Below are 24810 nucleotides of genomic sequence, written 5' to 3'. Positions count from 1 at the left end.
GCCTGCTTTCAGGCGTTGAAGCTTCGAGTACGCCTTTTCGCTGCAGGTTCAGGAAAACTGCTTCGTTCAATGGCTCGCTTGGATCGCTGTTGCGGATACTGGCTGCGCGGTGGTCGACGTGCCTGGTATCGACGCATAACGCCCGGCACTCGAGCCGCTGTGCATGCTCAGGCCAAGCAGCGGTACGGCGATCAGCAGGTAGAGGGCGATAGCGCCAAAGGCGCCGTTGCGTGCATATCTGACGGTCTGTCTGTGCATGATGCGGCGCTCGCTTCGAGGGGTCGGTGGCCGATGAGCGAATCATCTTCTTCGGGCGTACCCGACAGAAGTAAATGTTCTTCATGGCAGCTATCGAAACGACTGATGACGCCTTTGGCAGTTGGCCTCTTGCCTTGCTCGGCGGGCACAGGCACGCTTTAGCGGCGTCATTATTCTTTTCAGGTACTGTCCATGTCGTTGCAGATCTGCATTCTGGAAACCGATATTCTGCGTCCCGAGCTGGTCGACCAGTACCAGGGTTACGGCAGGATGTTCGAACGTCTTTTTGCCGGGCAGGCCATTGCTGCCACCTTCAGTGTGTTCAACGTGATGAACGGCGACTACCCGCCGGCCGATGTGCGCTTCGATGCCTACCTGGTCACCGGTAGCAAAGCCGATTCGTTCGCCACTGATCCGTGGATCGAGACCCTCAGGGCTTATCTGCTCGAGCGTTATCAGGCCGGTGACAAGCTGCTCGGCATCTGTTTCGGACACCAGTTGCTGGCGCTGCTGCTGGGCGGCAAGGCCGAGCGTGCGAGCGGTGGCTGGGGTGTGGGTATCCACCGTTACCAGTTGGCCGAAAAACCGGACTGGATGACGCCGTCGCTCGAAGAGCTGACGCTACTGATCAGCCACCAGGATCAGATCACTCGCCTGCCGGAAAACGCCACGCTGCTGGCCTCCAGCCCATTCTGCGCGCATGCAGCCTACCGTATCGGTGATCAGGTGCTGTGCTTCCAGGGGCATCCGGAGTTCGTGCCCGAGTACTCGCGCGCCTTGCTCGATATCCGCCAGCAGCACATCGGCGAGTCGGTGTACCGCGTCGCCGTGGACAGCCTGCACGAGATCCACCACGGGCGCACGGTCGGTGAGTGGATGCTGCGTTTCATCGCCAACGGGCGCAACGCCGAGCCGGCGTAAGCCTATAGCCGAGCCCCCCTGGTTTGGATGCCAGAAACGACAACGGCCCTGACGGGCCGTTGTTGTAGGTGCAGGGCCTTGCGTGGAGGCACCCGTTCAAGCGGTATTACAGGGCTTCAGCCTCGACCTCTACGGGTTTTTCAGCTTGCTCCTGCTCAGGCTTGACCTCGACGAAGGTCAACTGCAGGCGCTCGCTGCTCCAGGCGCGGGTCTTGTTGGTCAGTTCCAGGTTGTTGTTCAGGGTCTGGCCGTAGGAGGGGATGATCTCCTTCAGCTTGGCCTGCCACTCTGCGGTCTTGATCTTGTCCTTGAAGGTTCTTTCCATCAGGTGAAGCATGATCGGCGCGGCAGTGGAAGCACCTGGCGAAGCGCCGAGCAGCGCAGCGATGGAGCCATCTTCGGCACTGACCACTTCGGTACCGAACTGCAGGACGCCGCCCAGCTCAGGGTCTTTCTTGATGATCTGTACGCGCTGGCCAGCCTGCACCAGTTCCCAGTCCTTGTCCTGAGCTTCCGGGAAGTAGTCACGCAGCGAGTGCATGCGATCTTCCTGGCTGAGCATCAGCTGGCCGATCAGGTAGGTGCTGAGCGACATGTTGTCGAGACCGGCGTGGGTCATCGGCATGATGTTGTGGGTGGTCAGTGTGCTGAACAGATCCAGCAGCGAGCCGTTTTTCAGGAACTTGGTGGAGAAGGTCGCGAATGGCCCGAACAGGATGACTTTCTGGCCATCGATCACACGGGTATCCAGGTGCGGAACCGACATGGGCGGCGAGCCGACCGAGGCCAGACCGTAGACCTTGGCCTGGTGCTTGGCGACCACTTCCGGGTTACGGGTAACCAGGAACGAACCACCGACCGGGAAACCGGCATAGCCGTCAGCTTCCGGAATGCCGGATTTCTGCAGCAGCTTGAGGGCACCACCACCGGCACCGATGAACACGAACTTGGCGTTGATGGTGCTCAGCTTGTCGCCATTGGCCAGGTCGGCCACGGTGACGTTCCAGCTGCCGTCGTCGGCGCGGGTAATGTCACGTACTTCATGCTGTACGTGCACATTGAACTCGTCTTTCTGCGACAGCGAGTCGAGCAACTGGTTGGTGATTTCGCCGAAGTTGACGTCGGTGCCGATTTCCACACGAGTGGCAGCCAGCTTCTCGCCCGGCTCACGGCCTTCCATCACCAGTGGGATCCACTGCTTGATCTGCTCCGGGTCATCAGAGAACTGCATATCGCGGAACAACGAGCTGTGTTGCAGAGCCGCGTGGCGCTTCTTCAGGAACTCGGTGTTCTTGTCACCCCACACGAAGCTCATGTGCGGCACGTTGTTGATGAACGATTTCGGGTTGTTGAGGATCCCTTTCTCGACCTGATAGCCCCAGAACTGCTTGGAGATCTCAAAGGATTCGTTGATCGCCACGGCCTTGCTGATATCGATGCTGCCGTCGGCCTTTTCCGGGGTGTAGTTCAGTTCGGCGAAAGCCGAGTGACCGGTACCGGCGTTGTTCCACGGGTTGGAGCTTTCGTCGGCAACGTGCGGCAGGCGTTCGTACAGGTCGATTTTCCAGGTCGGCTCCAGCTCGTTGAGGTAGGTGCCGAGGCTTGCGCTCATGATGCCCCCGCCGATCAGCAGGACGTCCACGGATTTTTCCGGTTCGGGCTGCTTGGCGCAGCCGAGCGCGCTCAAGCACAGTAGGGACAGCAGGAGTTTTTTCATTAGACAGACCATTTCATTAATGTAATTGCATGACGGCACGACCGGCTCTGTACAACCCTGGGTAGCGAAGCTGCATCGCCTGTTGCGTGCTGCCAGGTTCCGTTCTGCGAAACCGGTCAGCCCCGGTGATTTTTTTGAAACACCGGGTGATTTACCTTCAAGTGCGCGCATTCGTCGCAGGCGGCCGGCAGCAAGCAAAACCGATGCCGAAACGAGCGCAGGTCAATGAACTGGTGATCTGTATCAATATGTTTGTCATGTTTTCGTGAGGCAGATGGCGAAAATCCGCCTCTTGCTCACAAGAACAGCGCTCGGCTTGGCGGATTCCCGCCTCAATTGCTCGCGCCACCTGTCGCCGAACCGCCCGTGCTACCAGCGGCTCCCGGTGCGCTCGGCGCGGTAGGCGTATCTGTCGAACCACCCTGAATGGTCGGTGAACGCTGTCCATTATCAGCGGGTGCCCCTGGCGTCAGATTCGAGGGCTGTCGCTCGACGGCCGGGTTGCCCGCCGGTTCGGCAGAGCGATTCTGCCGGGCAGGGGAGTTGACCGTGCTGCGCGGTGCTTGCTGGTCAGGCACCTGGTTGGGCTGTTGCTGCTGATTCTGATCCGTTGCCGGTTGGCCGACACCGCCTCCGTCAGCGGGAGGCGCCCCGGTGCGATCGCGAACCATGTCATCGCCGATCTTTTCGCGTTGCTGCTGCAACGACAGGCCGTCATCGTCGGCCTGCACACCGGTGATGAACAGGGCAGCAAGCAAAACCACCGATCCAGTGAGTGTTTTCATCGTCGTCTCCCAGGCTTCGTACTGTGATCAGGTGACCGGCTGGCGTGGCGCAATGTTCACTGAATCTTCCCGAAGGTGCGCCGCCTCAAGGCCACATGCAGCGAGCAGGGTGTCAGCGGCGAAAGCGCTGGCGAGCGTCTACCCTGATAGCAGGCTGGCACCCATGCGCTCTGCCATGCCTCTCTGCGGCTACTGCCAATGACCAGGCGATCTCTGCCAGGGCTCATTGCGGTCAGGCGCTATCCGGAATCGAACCAAGACTTGTCTCTCTCCTCAGAGGACAGGCTTCCATAAAAAGTAGAGGTCACTCACATGATTTATGCCAAACCAGGTACCGCAGGCGCCGTCGTCACCCTCAAACCGCGCTACGGCAACTACATCGGTGGCGAGTTCGTCGCGCCGGTAGGCGGCCAGTACTTCACCAACACCAGTCCGGTGGATGCCTCGGTGATCGGCGAATTCTCCCGTTCCGACGCCAAGGACATCGACAAGGCCCTGGACGCCGCCCATGCCGCCGCCGATGCCTGGGGCAAGACGTCGGTACAGGATCGCGCGCTGATCCTGCTGAAGATCGCCGACCGTATCGAAGCCAACCTCGAACTGCTCGCCGTGGCGGAAACCTGGGACAACGGCAAGGCCGTGCGCGAGACGCTCAATGCCGACGTGCCGCTGGCCGCCGACCACTTCCGTTACTTCGCCGGCTGCATCCGTGCCCAGGAAGGCAGCGCTGCGGAGATCAACGAACACACCGCCTCCTATCACTTCCACGAACCGCTGGGCGTGGTCGGGCAGATTATCCCCTGGAACTTCCCGCTGCTGATGGCCGCCTGGAAACTGGCCCCGGCCCTGGCGGCCGGCAACTGCGTGGTGCTCAAGCCCGCCGAGCAGACGCCGCTGTCGATCAGCGTGTTCGCCGAACTGGTTGGCGATCTGCTGCCGCCGGGCGTGCTCAATATCGTTCAGGGCTACGGCCGTGAAGCCGGCGAGGCGCTGGCCACCAGCACGCGTATCGCCAAGATCGCCTTCACCGGTTCCACCCCGGTCGGCTCGCATATCATGAAATGCGCGGCCGCCAACATCATTCCGAGCACCGTGGAGTTGGGCGGCAAGTCGCCGAACGTGTTCTTCGAAGACATCATGCAGGCCGAACCGGCCTTTATCGAGAAGGCTGCCGAAGGCCTGGTGCTGGCCTTCTTCAACCAGGGCGAGGTGTGTACCTGCCCGTCCCGGGCGCTGGTGCAGGAGTCGATCTTCGAGCCGTTCATGGTCGAGGTGATGAAGAAGATCAAGGCCATCAAGCGCGGCAACCCGCTGGACACCGAGACCATGGTCGGCGCCCAGGCCTCGCAGCAGCAGTACGACAAGATCCTCAGCTACCTGGAGATCGCTCAGCAGGAAGGGGCCGAGCTGCTCACCGGCGGCGCCACGGAAAAACTCGAGGGCGACCTGGCCAGCGGTTATTACATCCAGCCGACCCTGCTCAAGGGCAGCAACAAGATGCGCGTGTTCCAGGAGGAGATCTTCGGCCCGGTGGTCGGCGTGACCACTTTCAAGGACGAAGCCGAAGCCCTGGCCATCGCCAACGACACCGAGTTCGGCCTGGGCGCCGGTGTGTGGACGCGCGACATCAACCGCGCCTACCGCATGGGCCGCGGCATCAAGGCCGGCCGCGTATGGACCAACTGCTATCACCTGTATCCGGCGCACGCTGCCTTTGGCGGCTACAAGAAGTCCGGGGTCGGGCGCGAAACCCACAAGATGATGCTCGACCACTATCAGCAGACCAAGAACCTGTTGATCAGCTACGACATCAATCCTTTGGGCTTCTTCTGATCGAGGCGTCGATCAGCCGGCACATGCACTGGTGTGCCGGCTGCCGAGGTGTTGCCAGGCAGAAGCAGAATAATCACGACGCGGCTTCGGCCGCGTTTTTTATTGGTGTCTCAGTTGCCGGCACCACGCTGCAAGCCGCTTTGCAGGGGGATATCCCAGGGCGGAATCGGCCCGAAACGGTTCTTCAGAAACTCCAGGAGCAGGCGGCTGCGTGAATCGGCATCGCGCTCCAGGCGCAAGGCATAGATGCCGCTGGGCTCCGGAGCCGGCAAGCCGTTCTCGCAAAACAGCGCGACCAGTTCGCCACGGGCCAGGTATTCGCTGACCAGCCAGGTTGGCAGGTGGGCCACACCGAGTCCGGCAAGCAGGCTGAATACCAGCGTTTCGGCATTGTTGGCCGTCATGCGCAGGCGGCGGGGGCGATACATGGCAAGCTTTCCTTCGCTTTCGAAGCGCCAGGCATAGGCGGGCGCCAGGCCATCCCAGTCCAGGCCGTCATGTTCCAGCAGTTCTGCAGGCGTTCGCGGTACACCGTGGCGTTCCAGGTAGACTGGGCTGGCACAGACCACGCGGATCAGCGGCGACAGCGGAGTGGCGACCAGACGCGTGTCAGCCAGCGGGCCGATACGCAGTACCAGATCCACCTCGCCTAAATGGGCGCCATGCAGGTCGATAAAGCTGTCGATCAGCCGCAGTTGCACATCCAGCCCCGGATAGGCAGTCAGGAAATCGGCGATGGCGGGCGCCAGGTGGCGGCGACCGAAGGGGGCTGGAGCGTCAATACGGATCAGGCCCTCCGGGGCGCTGCTCAGCGACACCGCCTCGGCGCGCGCCAGATGCAGCTCGGCAAGAATCCGCCTGGCCCGTTCGGCAAAGGCCAGTCCGGCGGGTGTTGCACGCACCGCGTGGGTGCTGCGACTGAACAGGCTGCAATCGAGGGAGCGCTCCAGCGCGTCGATACGCCGCGATACCGCTGAGGGCGTGAGCGGGTGCAGTCTGGCCGCTGCGGAAAAGCTGCCGCTTTCCAGTACGTCGAGGAACAGGCTGAGTTGGTCGGTCAGGGCATCTGGGTTCATGATGTATCTATCTTTGCGTGATTCGCACAACCATTATGCCGGGCTGTGCGTTACCCCGCCAATCGGCAGCGGGTAGGATGCGCACACTTCGCTTTCCTCGGACTGCCTCATGGATCTGCTCGCATTCGCTCTCAATATCGTACTTGGCCTGCTGCTGGGTACCATCGGTGGTCTGTTCGGTATCGGTGGTGGTCTGATTGCGATTCCGGTACTCGGTGTGATGTTCGGGCTGGATCAGCAACTGGCTCAGGGTACGGCGCTGGTGATGGTGGTACCTAACGTGCTGCTGGCGCTGTGGCGCTACCATCAGCGCAACCGCATCGATCTGCGTCACGCCCTGGCGCTGGCCCTGAGCAGCTTCGTGTGTGCGCTGTTTGGCGCCGGCTGGGCGGTGAATCTCGATCCGGAATCCATGCGCCTGGCGTTCGTCGGTTTTCTGGTCGCGCTGGCTTTCTACAATCTGCTGCGCATGTGCCTGCGGCCGCCGGCAGCCTCGGGCGAACTACGTCATCCCTGGCCTTGGCTGGCGGTGTTGGGCAGTGGTTCGGGGCTGCTTGGTGGGCTGTTCGGGGTTGGTGGCGCCGTCATCGCCACGCCGATTCTCACCAGTGTGTTCGGCACTTCTCAGGTGGTAGCGCAAGGTTTGTCGCTGGCATTGGCGGCGCCGAGTACCGGCGTGACCCTGGTGACCTATGCGCTGCATGGTCATGTCAATTGGGCGCTGGCCATTCCCCTGGCGATTGGCGGGCTACTGAGCATCAGTTGGGGCGTGCGTCTGGCCCATGCCTTGCCGGAGCGCTTGTTGCGGGTACTGTTCACCGTGTTTCTGCTGATCTGCGCGCTGATGCTCGGGATCAAAGTCTGAAGCCTTCGACGATTTGGTCGATCAGTGTTTCGCTGGCCTGCGAGCGGGTTCGTTGCGCAGCCGCATGACGCTGGCATCGTTGAACGACGCGCCTGAAGGATCCGCGGCTTAACCGCGCCAAGGCGTTTCAGGAAACCGAGAGCCCATTGCGGGACGACCGCTGTGCATATGAACGGCTGGACTGCCGGCTTGGTCTGCGCGCGGTGATGATCTACTGTGTGGGAGCGTCGTCATATTCCAGGTAGCCCCATGCCCCTGATCGACTCCCTGTCATTGCCCCAGGCCCGTCGTGTTGCGCTCGCGGCTCAGGGCTTTGCCGGGCGCTCACGCACCGCGGCACCGGGTGCCCGGCAGGTGAACGCCCTGATCGAGCGCCTGGGTGTGCTGCAGATTGACTCGGTCAATGCCGTGGTACGCTCGCACTACCTGCCCCTGTATTCGCGCCTCGGTCAGTACGATCCGCTATTGCTGCAACAGGCGGCCTGGAGCCAGGGACGTAGGCGTACGCTGTTCGAATACTGGGGCCACGAGGCTTCGCTGCTGCCATTGGAGTCCTTCCCGCTGATGCGCTGGCGTATGCAGCGTGCTCGGCAAGGGCGCGGTATCTACAAGGGGCTGGCATTGTTCGGCCGTGAGCAGCAGCCGCTGATTCGTCAAGTATTGCAGGCCGTGCGTGAGCGCGGTGCATTGGGTGCGGGCAGCCTGGTGCAGGAGCGGCCGCGCAACAGCCCCTGGTGGGGGTGGAGTGCCGAGAAGCTGGCACTGGAATGGCTATTCGCCGCCGGTGACGTGACGGTGGCGGGGCGCCGTGGCTTCGAGCGCCTGTACGATCTACCGGAGCGCGTGCTGCCAGCTGCCTTGTTGCAGTGCCCGGAAGTGGATGTGGCAGACGCGCAGCGCCAGTTGGTTTTGCAGGCGGCGCGCGCACTGGGTGTCGCCACGGAACGGGATCTGCGCGACTACTTCCGCCTGGAGCCCGCGGACAGTCGGGCGCGCATCCATGAACTGCTCGAGGAGGGCACCTTGAGCCGCGTCGAGGTGCGCGGTTGGACGCAGCCTGCATACTGTCAGCAATCCTTCAAGCTTCCTCGTAAGGTGATGGCCTGTGCGTTGCTGTCGCCGTTCGACTCGCTGATCTGGGAGCGGGCGCGTACCGAGCGTCTTTTCGATTTCCGCTATCGCCTGGAAATCTACACGCCGCAGCACAAACGGGTGTATGGCTATTATGTGTTGCCGTTCCTGTACGGCGAGCATATCGCCGCGCGCCTGGATATTCGTGCGGAGCGTAAGCTGGGGCGCCTGGCCGTGCATGCCGTGCACCTCGAACCGAAGGGGCTGGATGAGGAGGGCATGGCGGCGCTGGCCCGGGCGTTGCGTGACATGGCGGCCTGGTTGGGCCTGGGCGAGGTGCAGCTCAACTGTGTCAGTGACGCGGCTCGGCGGCTGTGCCGCCATCTGTAAAGGGCGACGGCAATCGACAGTGGCTTAGGCTACAATGCGCGCCGAATTTGGCTCCTTCGAGAATTGTCCCATGTCCGTTTGTCAGACCCCGATCATCGTTGCCCTGGATTTCCCGACCCGGGAGGCTGCGCTTGCCCTGGCTGACCAGCTCGACCCCAGGCTGTGCCGGGTCAAGGTGGGCAAGGAGCTGTTCACCAGTTGTGCGTCGGATATCGTCGCCACGTTGCGTGAGCGCGGTTTCGAGGTGTTCCTCGACCTGAAATTCCACGATATCCCCAACACCACTGCCATGGCCGTCAAGGCCGCGGCCGAGATGGGGGTGTGGATGGTCAACGTACATTGCTCCGGCGGCCTGCGCATGATGAGTGCCTGCCGCGAGACGCTGGACAAGTTCAATGGCCCGGTGCCGCTGCTGATCGGCGTGACCGTGCTGACCAGCATGGAGCGTGAAGACCTGGCCGGTATCGGCCTGGATATCGAACCTCAGGAGCAGGTGTTGCGCCTGGCTGCGCTGGCCCAGAAAGCTGGTATGGACGGTCTGGTCTGTTCGGCTCTGGAGGCGCCAGCGCTGAAAGCCGCTCAACCTGCGCTGCAATTGGTCACGCCGGGCATCCGCCCGGCTGGCAGCGCGCAGGACGATCAACGGCGCATTCTCACGCCGCGTCAGGCGCTGGAAGCCGGTTCCGATTACCTGGTGATCGGCCGTCCGGTCAGTCAGGCCGCTGACCCAGCCGCCGCGCTGGCCAAACTGGTTGCCGAGCTGGGCTGATCCGTCCATCCATTCTTGTACGGCGGCGATTCAGTCGCCGCATTCATTGCGTTGCAGGTAAACCGTCATGCATTCCGTGGAACATTCGCCGCTAGGCAAGAGCAGCGAGTACATCGCCACCTATTCGCCCGAACTGCTGTTTCCCATCCCGCGAGTGGCCAAGTGGGCCGAGCTGGGGTTGAGCGCGGAAACCCTGCCGTATCGGGGTGTGGATTTCTGGAACTGTTTCGAACTGTCCTGGCTGTTGCCGTCCGGCAAGCCGGTGGTGGCGATCGGTGAATTCACGATTGCCGCCGACTCGCCGAACATCATCGAGTCCAAGTCCTTCAAGCTTTACCTCAACTCGCTGAATCAGTCTGTATTCGCCACTGAGGCAGAGTTGGTGGCGGTGCTGGAGAAGGATCTTTCCGCGACTGCCGGCAAGCCCGTTGGTGTGCGTGTGCGCCGTTTGGACGAGGTAGAGCAGGAGGGCCTGGCCACACTGCCAGGTACCTGTATCGACGATCTGGACGTCAGCATCAGCAACTACACGGCTCCTCGGCCTGAGCTGTTGCATTGCGATACTTCACGCGTCGTCGAGGAAAGCCTGCACAGCCATCTGCTCAAATCCAATTGCCCGGTGACCGGCCAGCCGGACTGGGGCAGTGTGGTGGTCGAGTATCGTGGTGCGGCGCTTGAATCCGCGAGCCTGCTGGCGTACCTGGTCAGTTTCCGTCAGCACGCCGACTTCCATGAGCAATGCGTGGAGCGCATTTTCCTGGATCTGCAGCGATTGCTGCGGCCGGAGTACCTCACCGTCTACGCACGTTACGTACGGCGTGGTGGGCTGGATATCAATCCCTATCGGACGACACTGACTCAACTGCCGGAGAACCGGCGCCTGGTCAGGCAGTAAGCGTCTCACAAATAAAAAAACCAGCCATTTCAGGCTGGTTTTTTTATTGCGCCGCTGTATCAGATGCCCATGTTTGCCAGGCTTTGCATGATATTGCGCAGGCTCCCGGCCAGGGTCGGATGGCTCACTTCGAAGCGCTCCACGGCCAGATTGACCCCGTCGATCAACGAGGCATCGGGCGTGGTGACTGGTTGAGCAGCCAGTTGCAGCTCGATGTCACGGGCCAACAGGATAAGCGACTCGCGATCTTCCTCGCTTATTGGCGGATTCTGCGCCAGTTGCTTGTGCAGCTCTTCCAGTTGCTGCTGCAGATGGTTCGCAGGCATGGGACTCTCCCTTTCTTGATAGGCAAAACAATTGACCGTGCAGGACGACGAAAGGTCATTACTTCATCTTCAAGATAATCCAGCCCAAAGCATTGCGCTTGACCTGAAGCAACGCAGTTATTGCACCGCATTGCAGCAGCTTGCGCTGAAACGCCAACAGGCCCTAGGGTTTTTCGCCCTTGCTGCGACGAATCTGCAGATCGTCCAGGCAGGCGGGCAGGTCGGTCAATTGATCGATTACCGAATGGGCGCCCAGCCGGTAGAGCGTCAGCGTTGCCTCGGCGCGCAGGCGGTCGCGTTGGATACTGTCCAGCATTTCCCAGTCGGCGAGAGCGTGACCGCCCAGGGAGCCGCAGGCGGCCAGGCCTACTGTCCACAATCCCGCATTCAGGCCCGCCTGCAGGAGGCGCGGTTCACCGCTGACCAGCACGCAGCCATCCAGGCGGTCGATCTGCAGGGTGCTCAACGCTTGCCAGCAGGCATCCGGCGCCGGCCAGTTGCGCTGTGAGCAGAGCGGGGAGGCCGCCAGCCATTCGGGCAGCTGGCTTGTCAGTTTCGTGGCGAGTGCTTCCGGCAACTCATCCAGCCAGGCGCAGGGTACGCGCTGCTCGTGCAGGCTGCGCAGGGTCGCCAGCGCCCCTGGGGTCGGCTCGGCGCAGATTTCTATATCATGCGGGCCGCTGGCATCGGGCTTGCGTGCCGGGCCGCCATCTTCGCGGATCAGGGTGAGATGGCGAGCGCCGGCCAGCGATGCACTACGGGCCCCGAAATCCACCAGGCAACCGGAGAGGCCGAACAGGATGGCGGTGAAGGAGGGGGTGATTGCGGAGAGTGCTGGCTGGGGCATGCAATGTCGTTCCCTGGCGATGATCGCGTCTACCATGACAAGCCAATATGACGATGCCGTGACGCTGGTGATTGCTGATGCCGGTAATGTGAAGTGGCTCAGGCTCGCGTAGGGTGTCGGGCATCAGTGCTCTGCCTATTGCCCGCGTGCGGCTTTATACTACGCCGCTGCTGCCGGAGAGACCGTGCTCATTAGCCTAGGAGAACAGCAATGCGTTTGATTGGATCGGATTGGATCGGGAACTTCGGCCGGATGCTGGCCTGTGCCGGCTTGATGGTGCTGCCGTTGGCAGGCCAGGCGGCTACGGAAGATCCATGGGAGTCGGTCAACCGGCCCATCTTCCGCTTCAACGATACGGTGGATACCTACGCTCTCAAGCCATTGGCCCAGGGCTACCAGGCGGTGACGCCGCAGTTCCTCGAAACCGGTGTGCACAACGTGTTCCGCAACGTCGGCGATGTCGGCAACCTGGCCAACAACCTGCTGCAGGGCAAGGCGTATGACGCCGGTGTGGATACCAGCCGTCTGCTGTTGAACACCACCCTGGGCGTTCTTGGCTTCTTCGACGTGGCAAGCCGCATGGGCCTGCAGCGCAGCGATGAAGACTTCGGCCAGACCCTTGGCGTCTGGGGCGTGGGCAGTGGCCCTTATCTGGTGCTGCCGTTGCTCGGCCCGAGCTCGCTGCGCGATGCGCCGAGCAGGATTCCGGACAACTTCCTCACGCCTTATCCCTATATGGATCACGTGCCGAGTCGCAACGTCACCCGCGGCATCAACGTGGTGGACACGCGCGCCAGCCTGCTGGATGCCGAACGCATGATCAGTGGGGACAAGTACATTTTCATCCGTAACGCCTATCTGCAGAACCGTGAGTTCCGGGTGCGTGATGGTGAGGTCGAAGACGATTTCTGATGCCAAGGCATTACCGCTACGGTAATGCTCGAAGGCAAGGATAGATGCTGGGATGGCGACGCGATGGAGGGGCTACCATCGCGTTACAGCTCATTTCAGTTCATCGAGGTCACGGCCAGGCCGAGAATCTGTCGGCCACCTTCCAGATCCGTCACCCGCACCACTTCCGCTTCGGTTTCCAGCCCTTTCAACTCCTCGTGCCCGGAAGGGATCAGTACGCGCACCTTGTCCCCAACCTGCACCTGGCACTGTGCCTCGAGTTGCATACCGGTGCTCGACAGGTCGCGACACAGCGCCGGGATTGCCTGGCCGCCATGATGGAGCGTCGCCTGTGTTTCCAGGCGCATGCGAATGTAATCGCGCTTTTCCTCGTAATCACGATCACTTTGGCTCATCAAGCTATCCTCATTGTGGTGGGGCTTTGCTGCGGTTCTTATAACCCTCACTGATTTAAGGTGTAAAGTCGCCCGGCAGCGAGCGGCGCCTGTTGAATCGTGTTGAGGATGGGAGTACCGTCTGCGCCTTGACGCGAACCGTGTACCCGCGCAGGTTGTTGGCTGCGTTTACGCTAACCATCCCCGGCGCAGTTTGCCTGGACACCCCATGCACAAAACCAGTGCCACGTTGCTGCTGATCGATGACGATGAAGTCGTCCGCGCCAGCATTGCAGCCTACTTGGAAGACAGCGGCTTCAATATCCTGCTCGCCGGCAATGGCACGCAAGGTCTTGAAGTCTTCGAGCGCGAACGACCGGATCTGGTCATTTGCGACCTGCGCATGCCTCAGGTCGATGGTCTCGAGCTGATCCGCCGGATCAATGCCCTGGACATCGCCGCGCCGATCATCGTGGTCTCCGGTGCCGGGGTGATGGCCGACGTGGTCGAAGCCTTGCGCCTCGGTGCTGCCGATTACCTGATCAAGCCTCTGGAAGACCTCGCGGTGCTCGAGCATTCGGTACGTCGAGCCCTGGATCGCGTGCATCTGCGTCAGGAGAACGAGCGTTACCGGGAAAAGCTGGAAACCGCCAACCGCGAGTTGCAGGCCAGCCTGCACCTGCTGCAGGAAGACCAGAACGCCGGGCGCCAGGTGCAGATGAACATGCTGCCCGTCACGCCCTGGGAAAACGAAGGGTTGTCCTTCGCTCATCAGATCATTCCCTCGCTCTACCTTTCTGGTGATTTCGTCGACTATTTCCGTGTCGATGAGCGGCGAGTCGCCTTTTATCTGGCAGACGTTTCCGGTCACGGCGCTTCTTCGGCGTTCGTCACCGTGTTGCTCAAGTTCATGACCACGCGCCTGCTCTACGAGTCTCGACGCAATGGCATGCTTCCGGAGTTCAAACCGTCGGACGTGCTCGGCCATATCAACCGGGGGCTGATCAACTGCAAGCTGGGCAAGCACGTGACCATGCTTGGCGGGGTGATCGACGAAGAGAACAATCGCCTGACCTACAGCATTGGCGGCCATCTGCCGCTGCCGGTGATGTACAGCGGTGGCGAAGCGCATTATCTGGAAGGCCGCGGCTTGCCCGTCGGTCTGTTCAACGAAGCGGATTACACCGATCTGGAAATCGATCTTCCGGAGTCGTTCAGCCTGACCCTGTTGTCGGACGGCATTCTTGACCTGCTGCCTGGCGACACTCTGCAGGAAAAAGAAGCCTTGCTGCCGAAACTGGTGAGCGAAGCAGGTGGAACCCTGGACGGGTTGCGCAGCGTGTTTGGACTGGCCAATCTGGCGGAGATGCCGGATGATATCGCCTTGCTGGTGTTAAGCAGGAACCTTGCATGAATCCTGGGATAAGCCCCGGTAGAATCCAGTTCGCCGAGCAGGACGGTACCTTCGTCCTGAAGTTCGTCGGCGAAGTGCGCCTGACCTTGTGTTCGGCTCTGGATTCCACAATCGAAAAGATTTTCACCGCGCTGAATTTTTCCGCCATCGTCATCGACCTGACGGAAACGCGCAGCATCGACAGCACCACCCTGGGGCTGTTGGCCAAACTATCGATTCTGTCGCGGCAGAAGGTTGGCCTGCTGCCGACCGTGGTGACCACCCACGCCGATATCACCCGTCTGCTGCAATCGATGGGCTTCGATCAGGTTTTCAATATCATCGACCAGCCCTATGAGTGCCCGAACTGCCTGGCCGACCTGCCGTCGCAGGATCAGTCGGAAGAGGTGGTGCGGGCTCACGTGCTCGAAGCGCACCGCATTCTGATGGGGTTGAACGAGTCGAACCGCGCGGCCTTTCATGACCTGGTCAGCGCCCTCGAACAGCATCCCTGATGATCGACTGCCGCCGATAGCGGGGCGTCGATAGAGTCGGCGCCCCGTTTCCATTTCGGCTCAGGTGTTGGCTGCCAGCAGCTTTTCCAGTTTTTCCTGATCGCGGGCGAACTGACGGATGCCTTCCGCGAGTTTCTCGGTAGCCATGGCGTCTTCGTTCATTTCCCAGCGGAACTGGCTTTCGCCGATCTGCGTTTCGCCCTTGCCGGAAATCTCGGCACTCAGCTTGCGCTCCAGCGTGCCGTTGTCATCTGCCAGTTGCTGCAACAGTTCTGGGCTGATGGTCAGGCGGTCGCAGCCGGCCAGTTGTTCGATCTGGCTGACATTGCGGAAGCTGGCACCCATCACGACGGTCTTGTGACCATGAGCCTTGTAGTACTCGTAGATGCGGGCGACCGACTGCACGCCTGGGTCTTCGGCACCGACATAATCGCGGCCTTCGGCTTTCTTGTACCAGTCGTAGATGCGGCCCACGAATGGCGAGATCAGGAAGGCACCGGCATCGGCGCAGGCGCGGGCCTGGGCGAAGGAGAAGAGCAGGGTGAGGTTGGTCTGTACGCCGGCCTTTTCCAATTGCTCGGCGGCGCGGATGCCTTCCCAGGTTGAGGCGATCTTGATCAGGATGCGCTCGCGGGTGACGCCTGCCTGCTCGTACAGCTCGACCAGGCGCTGAGCGCGGCTCAGGGTCGCCTGAGTGTCGAAGGACAGACGGGCATCCACCTCGGTGGAGATACGCCCCGGAATCACCTGCAGAATTTCCCGCCCAACGGTCACGCCAAAACGGTCGCTGGCCAGGTCGACATCGCCCTTGCTGGCGCTGACCGCCTGCTTGAGCAGCTCGGCATAGCGCGGCAGTGCTGCAGCTTTGAGCAGCAGGGAAGGATTGGTGGTGGCGTCCACTGGCTTGAGGCGGGCGATAGCGTCGATGTCACCGGTGTCGGCGACCACGGTGGTGAGCTGTTTGAGTTGATCCAGTTTGGAGGTCATGGCGCGGCCTTGTCGATTCGGGTGCCATGACCTTACCTGAGCCTCAGGTAGCGCTCAACTAATGGCTTAGCGCCCCAGCAGAAGTTCGGCAGCCTGATCGAAAATGGCCAGCGGCTGATCGCTCTTGTGGATATCCGCCGAAAGCAGCTGGCGGAAGCGTCGAGCGCCGGGGAAACCCTGGGCCAGCCCGAGCATATGGCGGGTGACATGGTGCATCAAACCGCCTGCGGCCATGTGCCGTTCGATATAGGGGCGCATGGTGAGCATGGCGTCGTAACGGCTGATTGGCGGGCGTTCGCTGCCGAACAGCTGACGATCGACTTCGGCCAGCAGGTAAGGGTTGTGATAGGCCTCGCGACCCAGCATCACGCCATCGAAGATTTCGAGGTGCTGCTGGCAGGCTTCCAGGGTCTTGATGCCGCCGTTGAGCACCAGTTCGAGCTCGGTGAAGTCCCGCTTCAACTGTGCGGCGATGTCGTAGCGCAGCGGCGGGATCTCGCGGTTTTCCTTGGGCGACAGGCCGGAAAGAATGGCGATGCGCGCGTGCACGGTGAAGCTGCAGCAACCGGCGTCGCGCACCTGGCCGACGAAATCACGGAGCTGCTCATAGCTGTCGCGCCCATCGATGCCGATCCGGTGCTTGACCGTAACGGGAATGCTCACCGCATCGCGCATCGCCTTGACGCTCTCGGCGACCAGCGCCGGATGGGCCATCAGGCAGGCACCGATCATGTTGTTCTGCACCCGGTCGCTGGGGCAGCCGACGTTGAGGTTCACCTCGTCGTAACCTGCCTGTTCGGCAAGCCGCGCGCACGCGGCCAGATCAGCCGGGTTGCTGCCACCCAGCTGCAGCGCAAGCGGGTGCTCCGTTTCGTGATAATGCAGAAACCGCTGGGTATCGCCATGCAGCAACGCGCCGGTGGTGACCATTTCGGTATACAGCAGGGCATGCCGCGAGAGCTGGCGCAGAAAGTAACGGCAATGGTGATCCGTCCAATCCATCATCGGCGCCACGGAGAAGCGGCGGGATGGTTCGGGATGCGGGGTTGCTAGTGTTGAGGTTGGGTTTGGCTGCATTTCGGTACGTCGGATATTCTCAGGCGGCTTCCGCATTTGGCGCTGCATTCTAGCACTCGACAAACTCGCTGTAGTATTGGGTGGTATATGGTTATGCGGCGTCGTGCAGCTCCGGCCTCATCCGGCTGAGCGAATACTGAACGTGGTTCTATCAGTTTTCCATGACCCTCTGCAGGCGAATTGCCAGTTCGATAGCAAATCTTCGTTCCGGCGTACCTACCTCGATGTCGAACAGTTCCTGAATACGGGCCAAGCGGTAGCGCAGAGTCGTGACATGCACGCCCATGGCGTCGGCACAGGCCTGGTTACGGCAGCATTGTTGCAAATAGGTCGACAAGGTTTCCAGGTAGGGCGTGCCGTGCTGGCGGTCGTGGGCGATCATCGCACCCACGCTGTCGGCCACGTAAGCACGGATGTCCTCTCCGCCGGCAGCTGCGATGAGCAAGGGCATTGGGCCGAAGTCCTGGCCCGACTGAGGTCCGGTTCGTCCGAAGGAGCGGGCGATATCGATCATTCGGCGGCAGCGTGTCCAGGCGGTGGGATAGTCGTTCAGCGTTGTGCAGCATGTGCTGATCACCATGATCGGTTCGACATCCAGATAGTGCATCAGGTCATCACTCATGCGCCGCATGACTTTGTTGATCCTGTCTGCGCCGCCCTCGAACGGCAGCAGGCAGACCAGGCCCTTGTCGATGGCGATCACGGTGGACGCAATTCCGGCCCGCTGCAGAATACGGGTGGCATTGTGGTGCAGGTTGTTGGACTGATTACCTGGCTTTTTGGCGCCATCGGAGAAGTCGACGACGATCATTTGCTGCGGCGCATTGAAGGTCATGTAGAGGCGCTGAGCCCGCTGCTGGACATCGTCGGCGTCACGCCAGCGGCGCTCGATGACCTCGAAGAATAGTTCGGTTTGCGTGCGCGTTTCGAAGCGGAAACGAATGAAACTGCGCATCATCTGCACGCTCAGCGCGAACTTCGCGCTGTCCAGCAGCGCCTGATCCAGCTCGCTCAATGACGGGGCCACCGAGAACAGTATCAGCGCACCGACCAGTTCGTGATCGACAGTCAATGGCTCGATCTGCACCTTGGACGTGAAGGTGCGCGTGCCGTCGTCGAGGAACAGGTTCACCGAGCTGCGCAGTGAGCTGTTCAGGGCTTCGCGGCAGGCTTTCGATATCTGCGAATTGAGTACCCCGGCGGCGGCATTCTGCCAGCCCGGATCATCGAACAGCAAGGCATCTGGCGAGCGCCCGGCGATGACCTGATTGGTGGTGAAGTCAACCGCGATCAACGGACTTGGCAGCAGGTCGCAGACCATCAACGACAGCGAAGAAACCGAGTCCTCCGCCAACACATGCTCCAGCAGGGTAGTGTGCACGCGCAGTGCCTGTTGCAGCTGTTCGGCAGCCAGGCGTTGAGCTTCGAATTGCCGTTCGCGCTCCACGGCGATGGCACCCAGATGGATGATCATCCCCAAAAATGCTTGGTCGTCATCATTGATATCCTTGATCTCGCGCGACACCACGCTCAGCACCATTGGCCGCCCTTCGAAATCCCGGCAGCTCATCGGCATGACCAGCACGGTGCGGTAATCCCGTTCGTAGGATTCCATGCGATATCCCGCGTACTCGCTTTCGCGGACGTCGCGGATATAGACCGGTTCGTTGCGTTGCAACGCGATGACGGAGGGGCTCGAAGTCAGTTCCCAGCGATCGCTGAGTGGACGATGCAGCAAGGTCGGATCGTGACGGGCGACCACGTAGGCGTAGCCCTGGCTCATATCGATCGACATGATGGAGCCCAGCGTCCAGTCGGTGTGCTGGCAACTGACTCGCACCAGCTGGCGCAGTGTGGCGCCCAGATCGCCCCCTGAGTTGATCTGACTGGCAACATCGCGCAGGGACTGCAATTGCATGGTTCTATTCAAGCGGGTTACCTCACCGGGCTGGCAGGAAATAAAGCTAGCGTGGCCGATAAGGTTAATGTTTGCATCTTTTCGTAGCAGCGTTAGTGCTATTTATGCGCCGAAACGCAGGAAGACGTCTCGTTTTGCGCTCCCTAACCTGATGGTCATTGCCAACGGCAAACCGACTCATCGACCAGAGAGCGACGATCATCATGAATCCCCGCGTAAGAAAGTATTCCACCTTCATCGAACAGACGTTCATCGAAGGTGGCAAGGAGGCCGAGCAACCGATCACCATGATCGTCGTGGCTGCGGTGTTGAAAAACCCGTGGGCCGGCCAGGGCTTCGTCGAAGACCTGCGACCGGAAATCCTGCGTCTGGCACCGACGCTGGGTGAAGAGCTGACCAAACGTCTGGTGGCATTGATGCCGGCCGACAAGGTTGAAGCCTATGGCAAGGCTGCCTGTGTTGGCGTCAACGGCGAAATCGAACATGCATCCGCGCTGATCCATACCCTGCGCTTTGGCAACATGTTCCGCGAGGCGGTCGACGGTACGGCGTTTCTGAGCTTTACCAACGTGCGAAATGCACCGGGCGCGCTGATCTCGCTACCCATGGTGCACAAGAGCGCTACCGGCAAGCGCTCGCACTTTCTTACCGCCAATTTCCAAATCGCCGATGCCCCGGGGCCTGACGAGGTGCTGATCGCCATTGGTGCGGCCGATGGTTCGCGCCCGCATCCGCGTATTGCCGACCGGTTCCAGGACATGGCCGAGATGGAAGCGCAAAGGTAGAACCATTGAGCCCGCTACGCCAGCGACCTGAATGACCCGGAAGCTGATCGCTGAGCTGGCTTCCGGTTCTTTCCTGGGGTTGTGGAAAACCGCGCTATCGACCATGTGCAGCGTGCTTCCAATGCTCGTGGCGCTAGTAAAGAACAGGGGGCGTTCCGCAGGACGCGCAGGCGCAGGCAGGGGATTAGGCTTTTTTCATACCCGAGTACAAAGGACAGATTCGATGTCGAGTACGACCACCCACGCTAACGACGCAACAATCGATCCTGGTGCGCTTCGCCAGGCGTTTGGCACCTTTGCCACCGGAGTGACTGTCATCACCACTCACGATGTCGACGGCCAGCCACGTGGCATGACTGCCAATTCCTTTACCTCCGTTTCGCTGAACCCGCCTTTGCTGCTGGTGTGCGTCGGCAAGACGGCGCTGAGCTACGGAGCCTTTACCAGCAGCGACTGCTTTGCAGTGAATCTGCTGCACGAAGGACAGACGGATACCTCGGCGATATTCGCTTCCAAATCGCCTGATAAATTCCAGAACGTCAAGCACGACATCGTGCACACGGGAGCGCCGATTCTGGTCGACAGCCTGACCTGGTTCGACTGCACGGTGGATCAGCGCATGGAAGCCGGGGATCACATTGTGCTGATCGGTCAGGTTCGTGCGTTCGGCACCAGTCCGAAACGGCCGCTGTGCTTCTGCCGCGGTAGCTACGCCAGCATCAAGGAGCCGTTGCCTGCCAAGTGGCTGGATTCCCACGGCATGATCCGCGGATACCTGATAGAAAGCGACGATTCGATCCTATTCCGCACCGATGGCAAGGGTGGCTGGGAGTTGCCGGTCTCGGGGCGCAGCCGCGGCAATACCGAGCTGCCGGTGGAACAGGGCTCGTTGATGCTGCTGCCGGAGTCCACCTTTCTTTATTCGGTATTCGATGTCGACGATATCGACCCGGGCTATCTGGTCTACCGCGCGCAGCTGGATACCAGCAGCTCGTTGCAAGAGTTGCCGGATTCACTGCGTTTCTTCTCTATCGACGAGCTTCCCTACGAGCTCATGCCGAGCAATGAGTTGCGTTCGGTGGTGCGCCGCTACGTGCGTGAACGCAAAGACCAGCGTTTCAGCATTTACATGGGCTCAAGCGATGGCGGAAGAGTGGCGGTGATCGATGGGACGGCCCGAACCTGGGCGGATTTCGCCCGCGACCAACAACTGTGACAGCAGGAAGGCTCATGAAAACGACGGTTCACTCACTCGAAGGTAAGCGCCTCGACCTGTTCATCGATGGGCTATACACAGCCCCCGGCAGCGGCCGCTATGTCGACAGCTTCGACCCCACCACCGGGCAGGCCTGGTATCAGTTTGCCGAGGCCGATGCCGGTGATGTGGATCGTGCCGTGCGCTCCGCCCGCCAGGCATTCCTCAGCCCCGCCTGGCGGCGCATGACCCAGACCGAGCGTGGCAAGCTGGTTCGCCGTCTGGCTGAGCTGGTGCTGGAGAACGCCGAGCAACTGGCCCTGCTGGAAACTCGGGACAACGGCAAGCTGCTACGTGAGATGCGTGCTCAGATGCGGGCCTTGCCGGACTCGTACACCTACTTCGCAGGAATGGCGGACAAGCTGCAAGGCGACACGATTCCGGTGAACAAGCTCGACCAGTTGAACTTCAATATTCGCGAGCCGCTGGGTGTGATCGGCATGATCACCCCGTGGAATTCACCGCTGATGCTGCTGACCGGCACCCTCGCGCCATGCCTGGCCATCGGCAACACCGTGGTCATCAAGCCCTCCGAACATGCCACTGCGTCGACCCTGGCGCTGGCCGAGCTGATCATGCAGGCCGGCTTCCCGGCGGGCGTGGTCAACGTGGTCAGCGGCGGTGGCGCCGTCACCGGTGAAGCCCTGACCCGGCACCCGGATGTCGACAAGTACGTCTTCACCGGCAGCACTGACACCGGGCGGCGCATCGCCGGCAATGCGGCGAACAACCTGGCACCTTGTCAGATGGAGCTGGGTGGTAAATCGCCCCATGTGGTGTTCGCCGACGTCGATATCGAAAAAGCGGTCAACGGTGTGGTCTCCGGCGTATTCGCCGCTGCCGGGCAGACTTGCGTGGCGGGATCACGTTGCTTCGTCGAGGCCAGCATCTACGAGCGCTTCGTCGAGGCGCTGGTAGCCCGTACGCAACGTATCACCGTCGGTCATCCGATGGAGGAGGGTACTGACATCGGCCCGCTGGCGTTGCAGGCACAACTGCAAAAGCTCCAGCATTACGTGGCCTCGGGCGCGAGCCAGGGCGCGCGCGTAGCCGTCGGGGGCAAGCGGCCAGCCAGTTCCGAGTTGGCCCAGGGGTGGTATTTCGAGCCCACGGTGATGGCCAATGCCAGCAACGACATGACTTTCATGCGCGACGAGTTGTTCGGCCCGGTGGTGGGTGTGGCGCCGTTCTCCTCGGAAGAGGAAATGATCGCCCTGGCCAACGACACACCCTACGGTCTGGCCTCGGGCGTGTGGACCCAGAACATCGATCGTGCCATGCGCTTCGCCAGCCGCATCGATGCCGGCACGGTATGGATCAACACCTATCGCTCGGCCGCCTACATGTCCGCCAATGGCGGTTTCAAGGACAGCGGCTACGGGCGCCGCGGCGGCTTCGACGTGATGCGCGAATTCTCGCGCGCGAAGAACATCGTCATTGATTATTCCGGCGCTATGCAGGATCCGTTCGTGATCCGTCTGCGCTGATTCTCCACCAAGCGTCTGCCCAGGGGGATACGCATGAAATTCGCAGTTGCCATCAGCATGGAACGCTCGTCGCCGAATGTGTCCATGAAAACCGTCATCGCCAACGTGCTGGAGCTTGCGCGGATGGCCGATGAAGGTGGTTTCGAAACGCTATGGACATCCGAGCACCACACGCTCGAGTGCACCATTGCGCCCAACCCGTTCCAGACCCTGGTCTGGCTCGGCCAGCACACCCAGCGGATTCGTCTCGGCACCGGCACGCTCGCGGCGGCGTACTGGAATCCGATCCGCCTGGCTGCCGAAGCCGCGCTGTGCGATCACTTGATCGATGGCCGTCTGGAGTTCGGTATCGCTCGCGGCTCTTACCAGTATGAATTCGACCGCATGAACCCCGGTGTGCAGCAGCGTGAAGGCGTCGGCTACATGAAGGAACTGCTGCCGGCGGTGCAGAAGCTCTGGCAGGGAGATTACGCCCATGTGGGACATTACTGGAATTTCCCGCTGACCGCGGCCGTGCCCAAGCCCTTGCAGAAGACCCCGCCGATCTGGGTGGCGGCCCGTGATCCGGGCACCTTCGACTGGGCCTTGAGTATCGGTGCGAACATCATGTCCACGCCGCTTTCTCTGCCTGCCGCTGAAATCCGGGTGCTCAGCGAGAAGTTCGAAAAGGCCGTGGCCGATCATCCCGAAATGCCGCGTCCGCGTTTCATGATGCAGCGGCGTACGTGTGTGTACGCCAAACCCGATGACTGGGAGGTGCCGGTGCGCCACAGCATGGATTTCGGGCGCACCTTCGAGAACCTCATGCAGAACATCGGCACGGTGAGGGATGGTTTTCCTGAAGCCGTATCCTTCGAGAGCGTGAAGGGCAAGGAGAACTACAACCCGGAAAGCATTCGTCGCAACCTGATGTTCGGTACGCCCGAGGAGGTCATCGAGAAATTGCTGGACTACGAGGCGGCCGGGGTCGACCAGTACTGCCTGGGACTGAGTTTCAACCTGCCGTTCGAGCAACAGAGGCAGACGTTGCGCCTGTTCATCGATGAAGTCATGCCGTTCTTCGCCGAGCGTGGGCATCAGCGCGACCGGCAACGGGCGCTGAGCCTATGAGCGGCCTCGCACGGGATCGCCGACTGAATGTCGGCAAGGTCACCTTGAATTATCGTGTCGACGGTGCCGGCACCGAGCCGCTGCTGTGCATTCATGGCGTCGGATCCAGCCTGCTGGCCTGGGAGGGCGTGGTTCAGCGGCTCAAGGAACATTTCACGGTATTGACCTTTGACCTGCGCGGTCACGGCGACTCGACGCGGCTCAAGGGCCGTTATGAGATCGACGAGATGGTCGATGAAGCACTGGCGCTGGCCGATGCCGTTGGCTTTCTCAGGTTTCATCTGGCCGGGTTCTCTTTGGGTGGCCTGATCGCGCAACGGCTTGCCTTGAGTCATCCGCAGCGGGTTCGTCGGCTGGTGTTGCTGTCCACCGTCGCTGGGCGCAACGAGGATGAACAAGCGCGCGTGCTGGCGCGACTGGACGCCTTGCAGACGGGGGATCCCGGCTCGCATTACGACGCTTCGCTGTCGCGCTGGCTGAGCGAAGACTTTCAGATGAAGAACCCTGAGCTGGTCGCGCAGTTACGCCAGCGCAACGCGCAGAATGACCCCGAGTGTTATGCGGCGGCCTACAGGGTACTGGCGCAGAACGACTTCGGCGATGTGATCGAGCAGATCCGTTGCCCGACCCTGATCGCCACCGGGGCTGACGATGCCGGCTCCAATCCTCGTATGGCATCGTTCATGCATGAGCGCATAAGAGGATCGCGCCTGTGCATTCTGCCCGGCTTGCGCCATTCGATTCTGACCGAGGCACCGGAACTGGTGGCGTCGATGATGCAGGGCTTCCTACTGCAAGCGACGACGGCAAGCAGGGATCGGGCATGATCCTCGAAGAACGCATCTATCGCATCCGTTCGGGGCAGATGGGCCGGTACCTTGCGCTGGTACGCGAAGAAGGCCTGGCGATTCAGCAGCCGATACTCGGGCGCCTGATCGGCTACTTCGTCACTGAAATCGGCCCATTGAGCCATATCGTCCACTTGTGGGCCTACGACAGCTTCGAGGATCGGCAACACCGCCGCCAGCTATTGGCTCTGGATCCTCGCTGGCAGGCGTTCATTCCCAGGCTCACGGCCCTTATCGAGAATTCGGAGAATCGCATCCTGTTACCGACCGACTTTTCCCCGTTGCAATGAATATAAAAGAGCATGGCCAAGAGGCCACGCCATTGAGCCCGTTTGCTGATGCGTGCTTGCTCACCGATAGAAAAGCGCAGTGCCTAGTAGACCCCTGAAGGGGCGG

The 24810-nt window shown here is 61.2% G+C and carries 25 protein-coding genes; 15 read left to right on the top strand and 10 right to left on the bottom strand.

Annotated elements, in window-relative coordinates:
- Positions 1-66: 66 nt before the first annotated feature.
- Positions 67-258: a hypothetical protein gene (locus DNK06_RS18815; protein ID WP_131181528.1), complete on the bottom strand. Its 192-nt coding sequence runs from the start codon at positions 256-258 to the stop codon at positions 67-69.
- A gap of 192 nt (positions 259-450) precedes the next feature.
- Between DNK06_RS18815 and DNK06_RS18810 the strand changes: the two genes are divergently transcribed.
- Entirely contained in the window at positions 451-1179 is a 729-nt protein-coding gene (locus DNK06_RS18810; protein WP_131181527.1) for an amidotransferase, read from the top strand.
- Between the two features lie 106 nt (positions 1180-1285).
- Here DNK06_RS18810 and mqo read toward each other — a convergent pair whose 3' ends face one another.
- Together mqo and DNK06_RS18800 are read right to left on the bottom strand one after the other, a co-directional pair.
- Positions 1286-2896 (bottom strand): malate dehydrogenase (quinone), encoded by a 1611-nt coding sequence (gene mqo, locus DNK06_RS18805; RefSeq protein ID WP_131181526.1) that lies wholly within the window; start codon positions 2894-2896, stop codon positions 1286-1288.
- Between the two features lie 332 nt (positions 2897-3228).
- On the bottom strand, positions 3229-3681 hold the full coding sequence (locus DNK06_RS18800; RefSeq protein ID WP_131181525.1) for a hypothetical protein: 453 nt from the start codon (positions 3679-3681) through the stop codon (positions 3229-3231).
- Positions 3682-3993: 312 nt separating this feature from the next.
- On the opposite strand from DNK06_RS18800, the gene exaC reads away from it, so the two are divergent.
- The gene (gene exaC, locus DNK06_RS18795; protein WP_131181524.1) at positions 3994-5514 is read left to right on the top strand and encodes an acetaldehyde dehydrogenase ExaC; all 1521 of its coding nucleotides are present in this window, start codon (positions 3994-3996) and stop codon (positions 5512-5514) included.
- A 110-nt stretch (positions 5515-5624) separates the two neighbouring features.
- On the opposite strand, the gene DNK06_RS18790 is transcribed toward exaC, so the two are convergent.
- Positions 5625-6590, bottom strand: coding sequence for a LysR family transcriptional regulator (locus DNK06_RS18790; protein WP_131181523.1), 966 nt, complete (start codon positions 6588-6590; stop codon positions 5625-5627).
- A gap of 109 nt (positions 6591-6699) precedes the next feature.
- Here DNK06_RS18790 and DNK06_RS18785 point away from each other — a divergent pair, with 109 nt between their 5' ends.
- The 4 genes from DNK06_RS18785 (at position 6700) to queF (ending at position 10580) form a co-directional block, all read left to right on the top strand.
- The gene (locus tag DNK06_RS18785; RefSeq protein ID WP_131181522.1) at positions 6700-7455 is read left to right on the top strand and encodes a sulfite exporter TauE/SafE family protein; all 756 of its coding nucleotides are present in this window, start codon (positions 6700-6702) and stop codon (positions 7453-7455) included.
- A gap of 249 nt (positions 7456-7704) precedes the next feature.
- A complete protein-coding gene (locus DNK06_RS18780) occupies positions 7705-8916 on the top strand; it encodes a winged helix-turn-helix domain-containing protein (RefSeq protein WP_131181521.1) in 1212 nt (403 codons plus the stop codon).
- Positions 8917-8986: 70 nt separating this feature from the next.
- Positions 8987-9685 (top strand): orotidine-5'-phosphate decarboxylase, encoded by a 699-nt coding sequence (gene pyrF, locus DNK06_RS18775; RefSeq protein WP_131181520.1) that lies wholly within the window; start codon positions 8987-8989, stop codon positions 9683-9685.
- A gap of 67 nt (positions 9686-9752) precedes the next feature.
- On the top strand, positions 9753-10580 hold the full coding sequence (queF, locus tag DNK06_RS18770; protein WP_131181519.1) for an NADPH-dependent 7-cyano-7-deazaguanine reductase QueF: 828 nt from the start codon (positions 9753-9755) through the stop codon (positions 10578-10580).
- A gap of 59 nt (positions 10581-10639) precedes the next feature.
- Here queF and DNK06_RS18765 read toward each other — a convergent pair whose 3' ends face one another.
- Positions 10640-10906 (bottom strand): DUF4404 family protein, encoded by a 267-nt coding sequence (locus tag DNK06_RS18765; protein WP_131181518.1) that lies wholly within the window; start codon positions 10904-10906, stop codon positions 10640-10642.
- A 163-nt stretch (positions 10907-11069) separates the two neighbouring features.
- Positions 11070-11753 carry an HAD superfamily inactivated hydrolase PcrP gene (pcrP, locus tag DNK06_RS18760; protein ID WP_131181517.1) on the bottom strand — a complete coding sequence of 228 codons (684 nt, stop codon included), beginning with the start codon at positions 11751-11753 and terminating at the stop codon, positions 11070-11072.
- 252 nt (positions 11754-12005) lie between these two features.
- Here pcrP and DNK06_RS18755 point away from each other — a divergent pair, with 252 nt between their 5' ends.
- Positions 12006-12665 carry an MlaA family lipoprotein gene (locus DNK06_RS18755; RefSeq protein WP_423228070.1) on the top strand — a complete coding sequence of 220 codons (660 nt, stop codon included), beginning with the start codon at positions 12006-12008 and terminating at the stop codon, positions 12663-12665.
- A gap of 95 nt (positions 12666-12760) precedes the next feature.
- Here the strand turns inward: DNK06_RS18755 and DNK06_RS18750 are convergent, their stop codons facing one another.
- Positions 12761-13060 (bottom strand): PilZ domain-containing protein, encoded by a 300-nt coding sequence (locus DNK06_RS18750; RefSeq protein WP_131181515.1) that lies wholly within the window; start codon positions 13058-13060, stop codon positions 12761-12763.
- A 208-nt stretch (positions 13061-13268) separates the two neighbouring features.
- On the opposite strand from DNK06_RS18750, the gene rssB reads away from it, so the two are divergent.
- Both rssB and rssC read left to right on the top strand, forming a co-directional pair.
- Positions 13269-14453, top strand: coding sequence for a two-component system response regulator RssB (gene rssB, locus DNK06_RS18745; protein WP_131181514.1), 1185 nt, complete (start codon positions 13269-13271; stop codon positions 14451-14453).
- Positions 14454-14461: 8 nt separating this feature from the next.
- A complete protein-coding gene (rssC, locus tag DNK06_RS18740; protein WP_131181587.1) occupies positions 14462-14947 on the top strand; it encodes an anti-sigma factor antagonist RssC in 486 nt (161 codons plus the stop codon).
- Between the two features lie 60 nt (positions 14948-15007).
- Here the strand turns inward: rssC and tal are convergent, their stop codons facing one another.
- The 3 genes from tal to DNK06_RS18725 form a co-directional block, all read right to left on the bottom strand.
- Positions 15008-15934: a transaldolase gene (gene tal, locus DNK06_RS18735; RefSeq protein ID WP_131181513.1), complete on the bottom strand. Its 927-nt coding sequence runs from the start codon at positions 15932-15934 to the stop codon at positions 15008-15010.
- 66 nt (positions 15935-16000) lie between these two features.
- Complete coding sequence (gene dusA / locus DNK06_RS18730) at positions 16001-17011, bottom strand: tRNA dihydrouridine(20/20a) synthase DusA (protein ID WP_131181512.1); 1011 nt, start codon at positions 17009-17011, stop codon at positions 16001-16003.
- 151 nt (positions 17012-17162) lie between these two features.
- Positions 17163-18929 carry a helix-turn-helix domain-containing protein gene (locus tag DNK06_RS18725; RefSeq protein ID WP_131181511.1) on the bottom strand — a complete coding sequence of 589 codons (1767 nt, stop codon included), beginning with the start codon at positions 18927-18929 and terminating at the stop codon, positions 17163-17165.
- A 203-nt stretch (positions 18930-19132) separates the two neighbouring features.
- Between DNK06_RS18725 and DNK06_RS18720 the strand changes: the two genes are divergently transcribed.
- The 6 genes from DNK06_RS18720 to DNK06_RS18695 are packed head-to-tail and all read left to right on the top strand — an operon-like array spanning position 19133 to position 24704.
- Entirely contained in the window at positions 19133-19714 is a 582-nt protein-coding gene (locus DNK06_RS18720) for an amino acid synthesis family protein (RefSeq protein WP_131181510.1), read from the top strand.
- 31 nt (positions 19715-19745) lie between these two features.
- On the top strand, positions 19746-20930 hold the full coding sequence (locus DNK06_RS18715; RefSeq protein WP_242674721.1) for a flavin reductase family protein: 1185 nt from the start codon (positions 19746-19748) through the stop codon (positions 20928-20930).
- A 14-nt stretch (positions 20931-20944) separates the two neighbouring features.
- Positions 20945-22456 carry an aldehyde dehydrogenase gene (locus tag DNK06_RS18710; RefSeq protein ID WP_131181509.1) on the top strand — a complete coding sequence of 504 codons (1512 nt, stop codon included), beginning with the start codon at positions 20945-20947 and terminating at the stop codon, positions 22454-22456.
- 33 nt (positions 22457-22489) lie between these two features.
- On the top strand, positions 22490-23566 hold the full coding sequence (locus tag DNK06_RS18705; protein ID WP_131181508.1) for an LLM class flavin-dependent oxidoreductase: 1077 nt from the start codon (positions 22490-22492) through the stop codon (positions 23564-23566).
- Positions 23563-24393: an alpha/beta fold hydrolase gene (locus DNK06_RS18700; RefSeq protein ID WP_131181507.1), complete on the top strand. Its 831-nt coding sequence runs from the start codon at positions 23563-23565 to the stop codon at positions 24391-24393. Before DNK06_RS18705 ends, DNK06_RS18700 begins: the two co-directional genes overlap by 4 nt.
- Positions 24390-24704 carry an NIPSNAP family protein gene (locus DNK06_RS18695; protein WP_131181506.1) on the top strand — a complete coding sequence of 105 codons (315 nt, stop codon included), beginning with the start codon at positions 24390-24392 and terminating at the stop codon, positions 24702-24704. Before DNK06_RS18700 ends, DNK06_RS18695 begins: the two co-directional genes overlap by 4 nt.
- Positions 24705-24810: the final 106 nt, after the last annotated feature.

The sequence above is a fragment of the Phytopseudomonas daroniae genome, from assembly GCF_004327285.1.
Taxonomy (GTDB): Bacteria; Pseudomonadota; Gammaproteobacteria; order Pseudomonadales; family Pseudomonadaceae; genus Aquipseudomonas; species Aquipseudomonas daroniae.
Note: the sequence above shows the minus strand (reverse complement) of the source record. Positions and strands in the feature narration are given on the sequence as shown.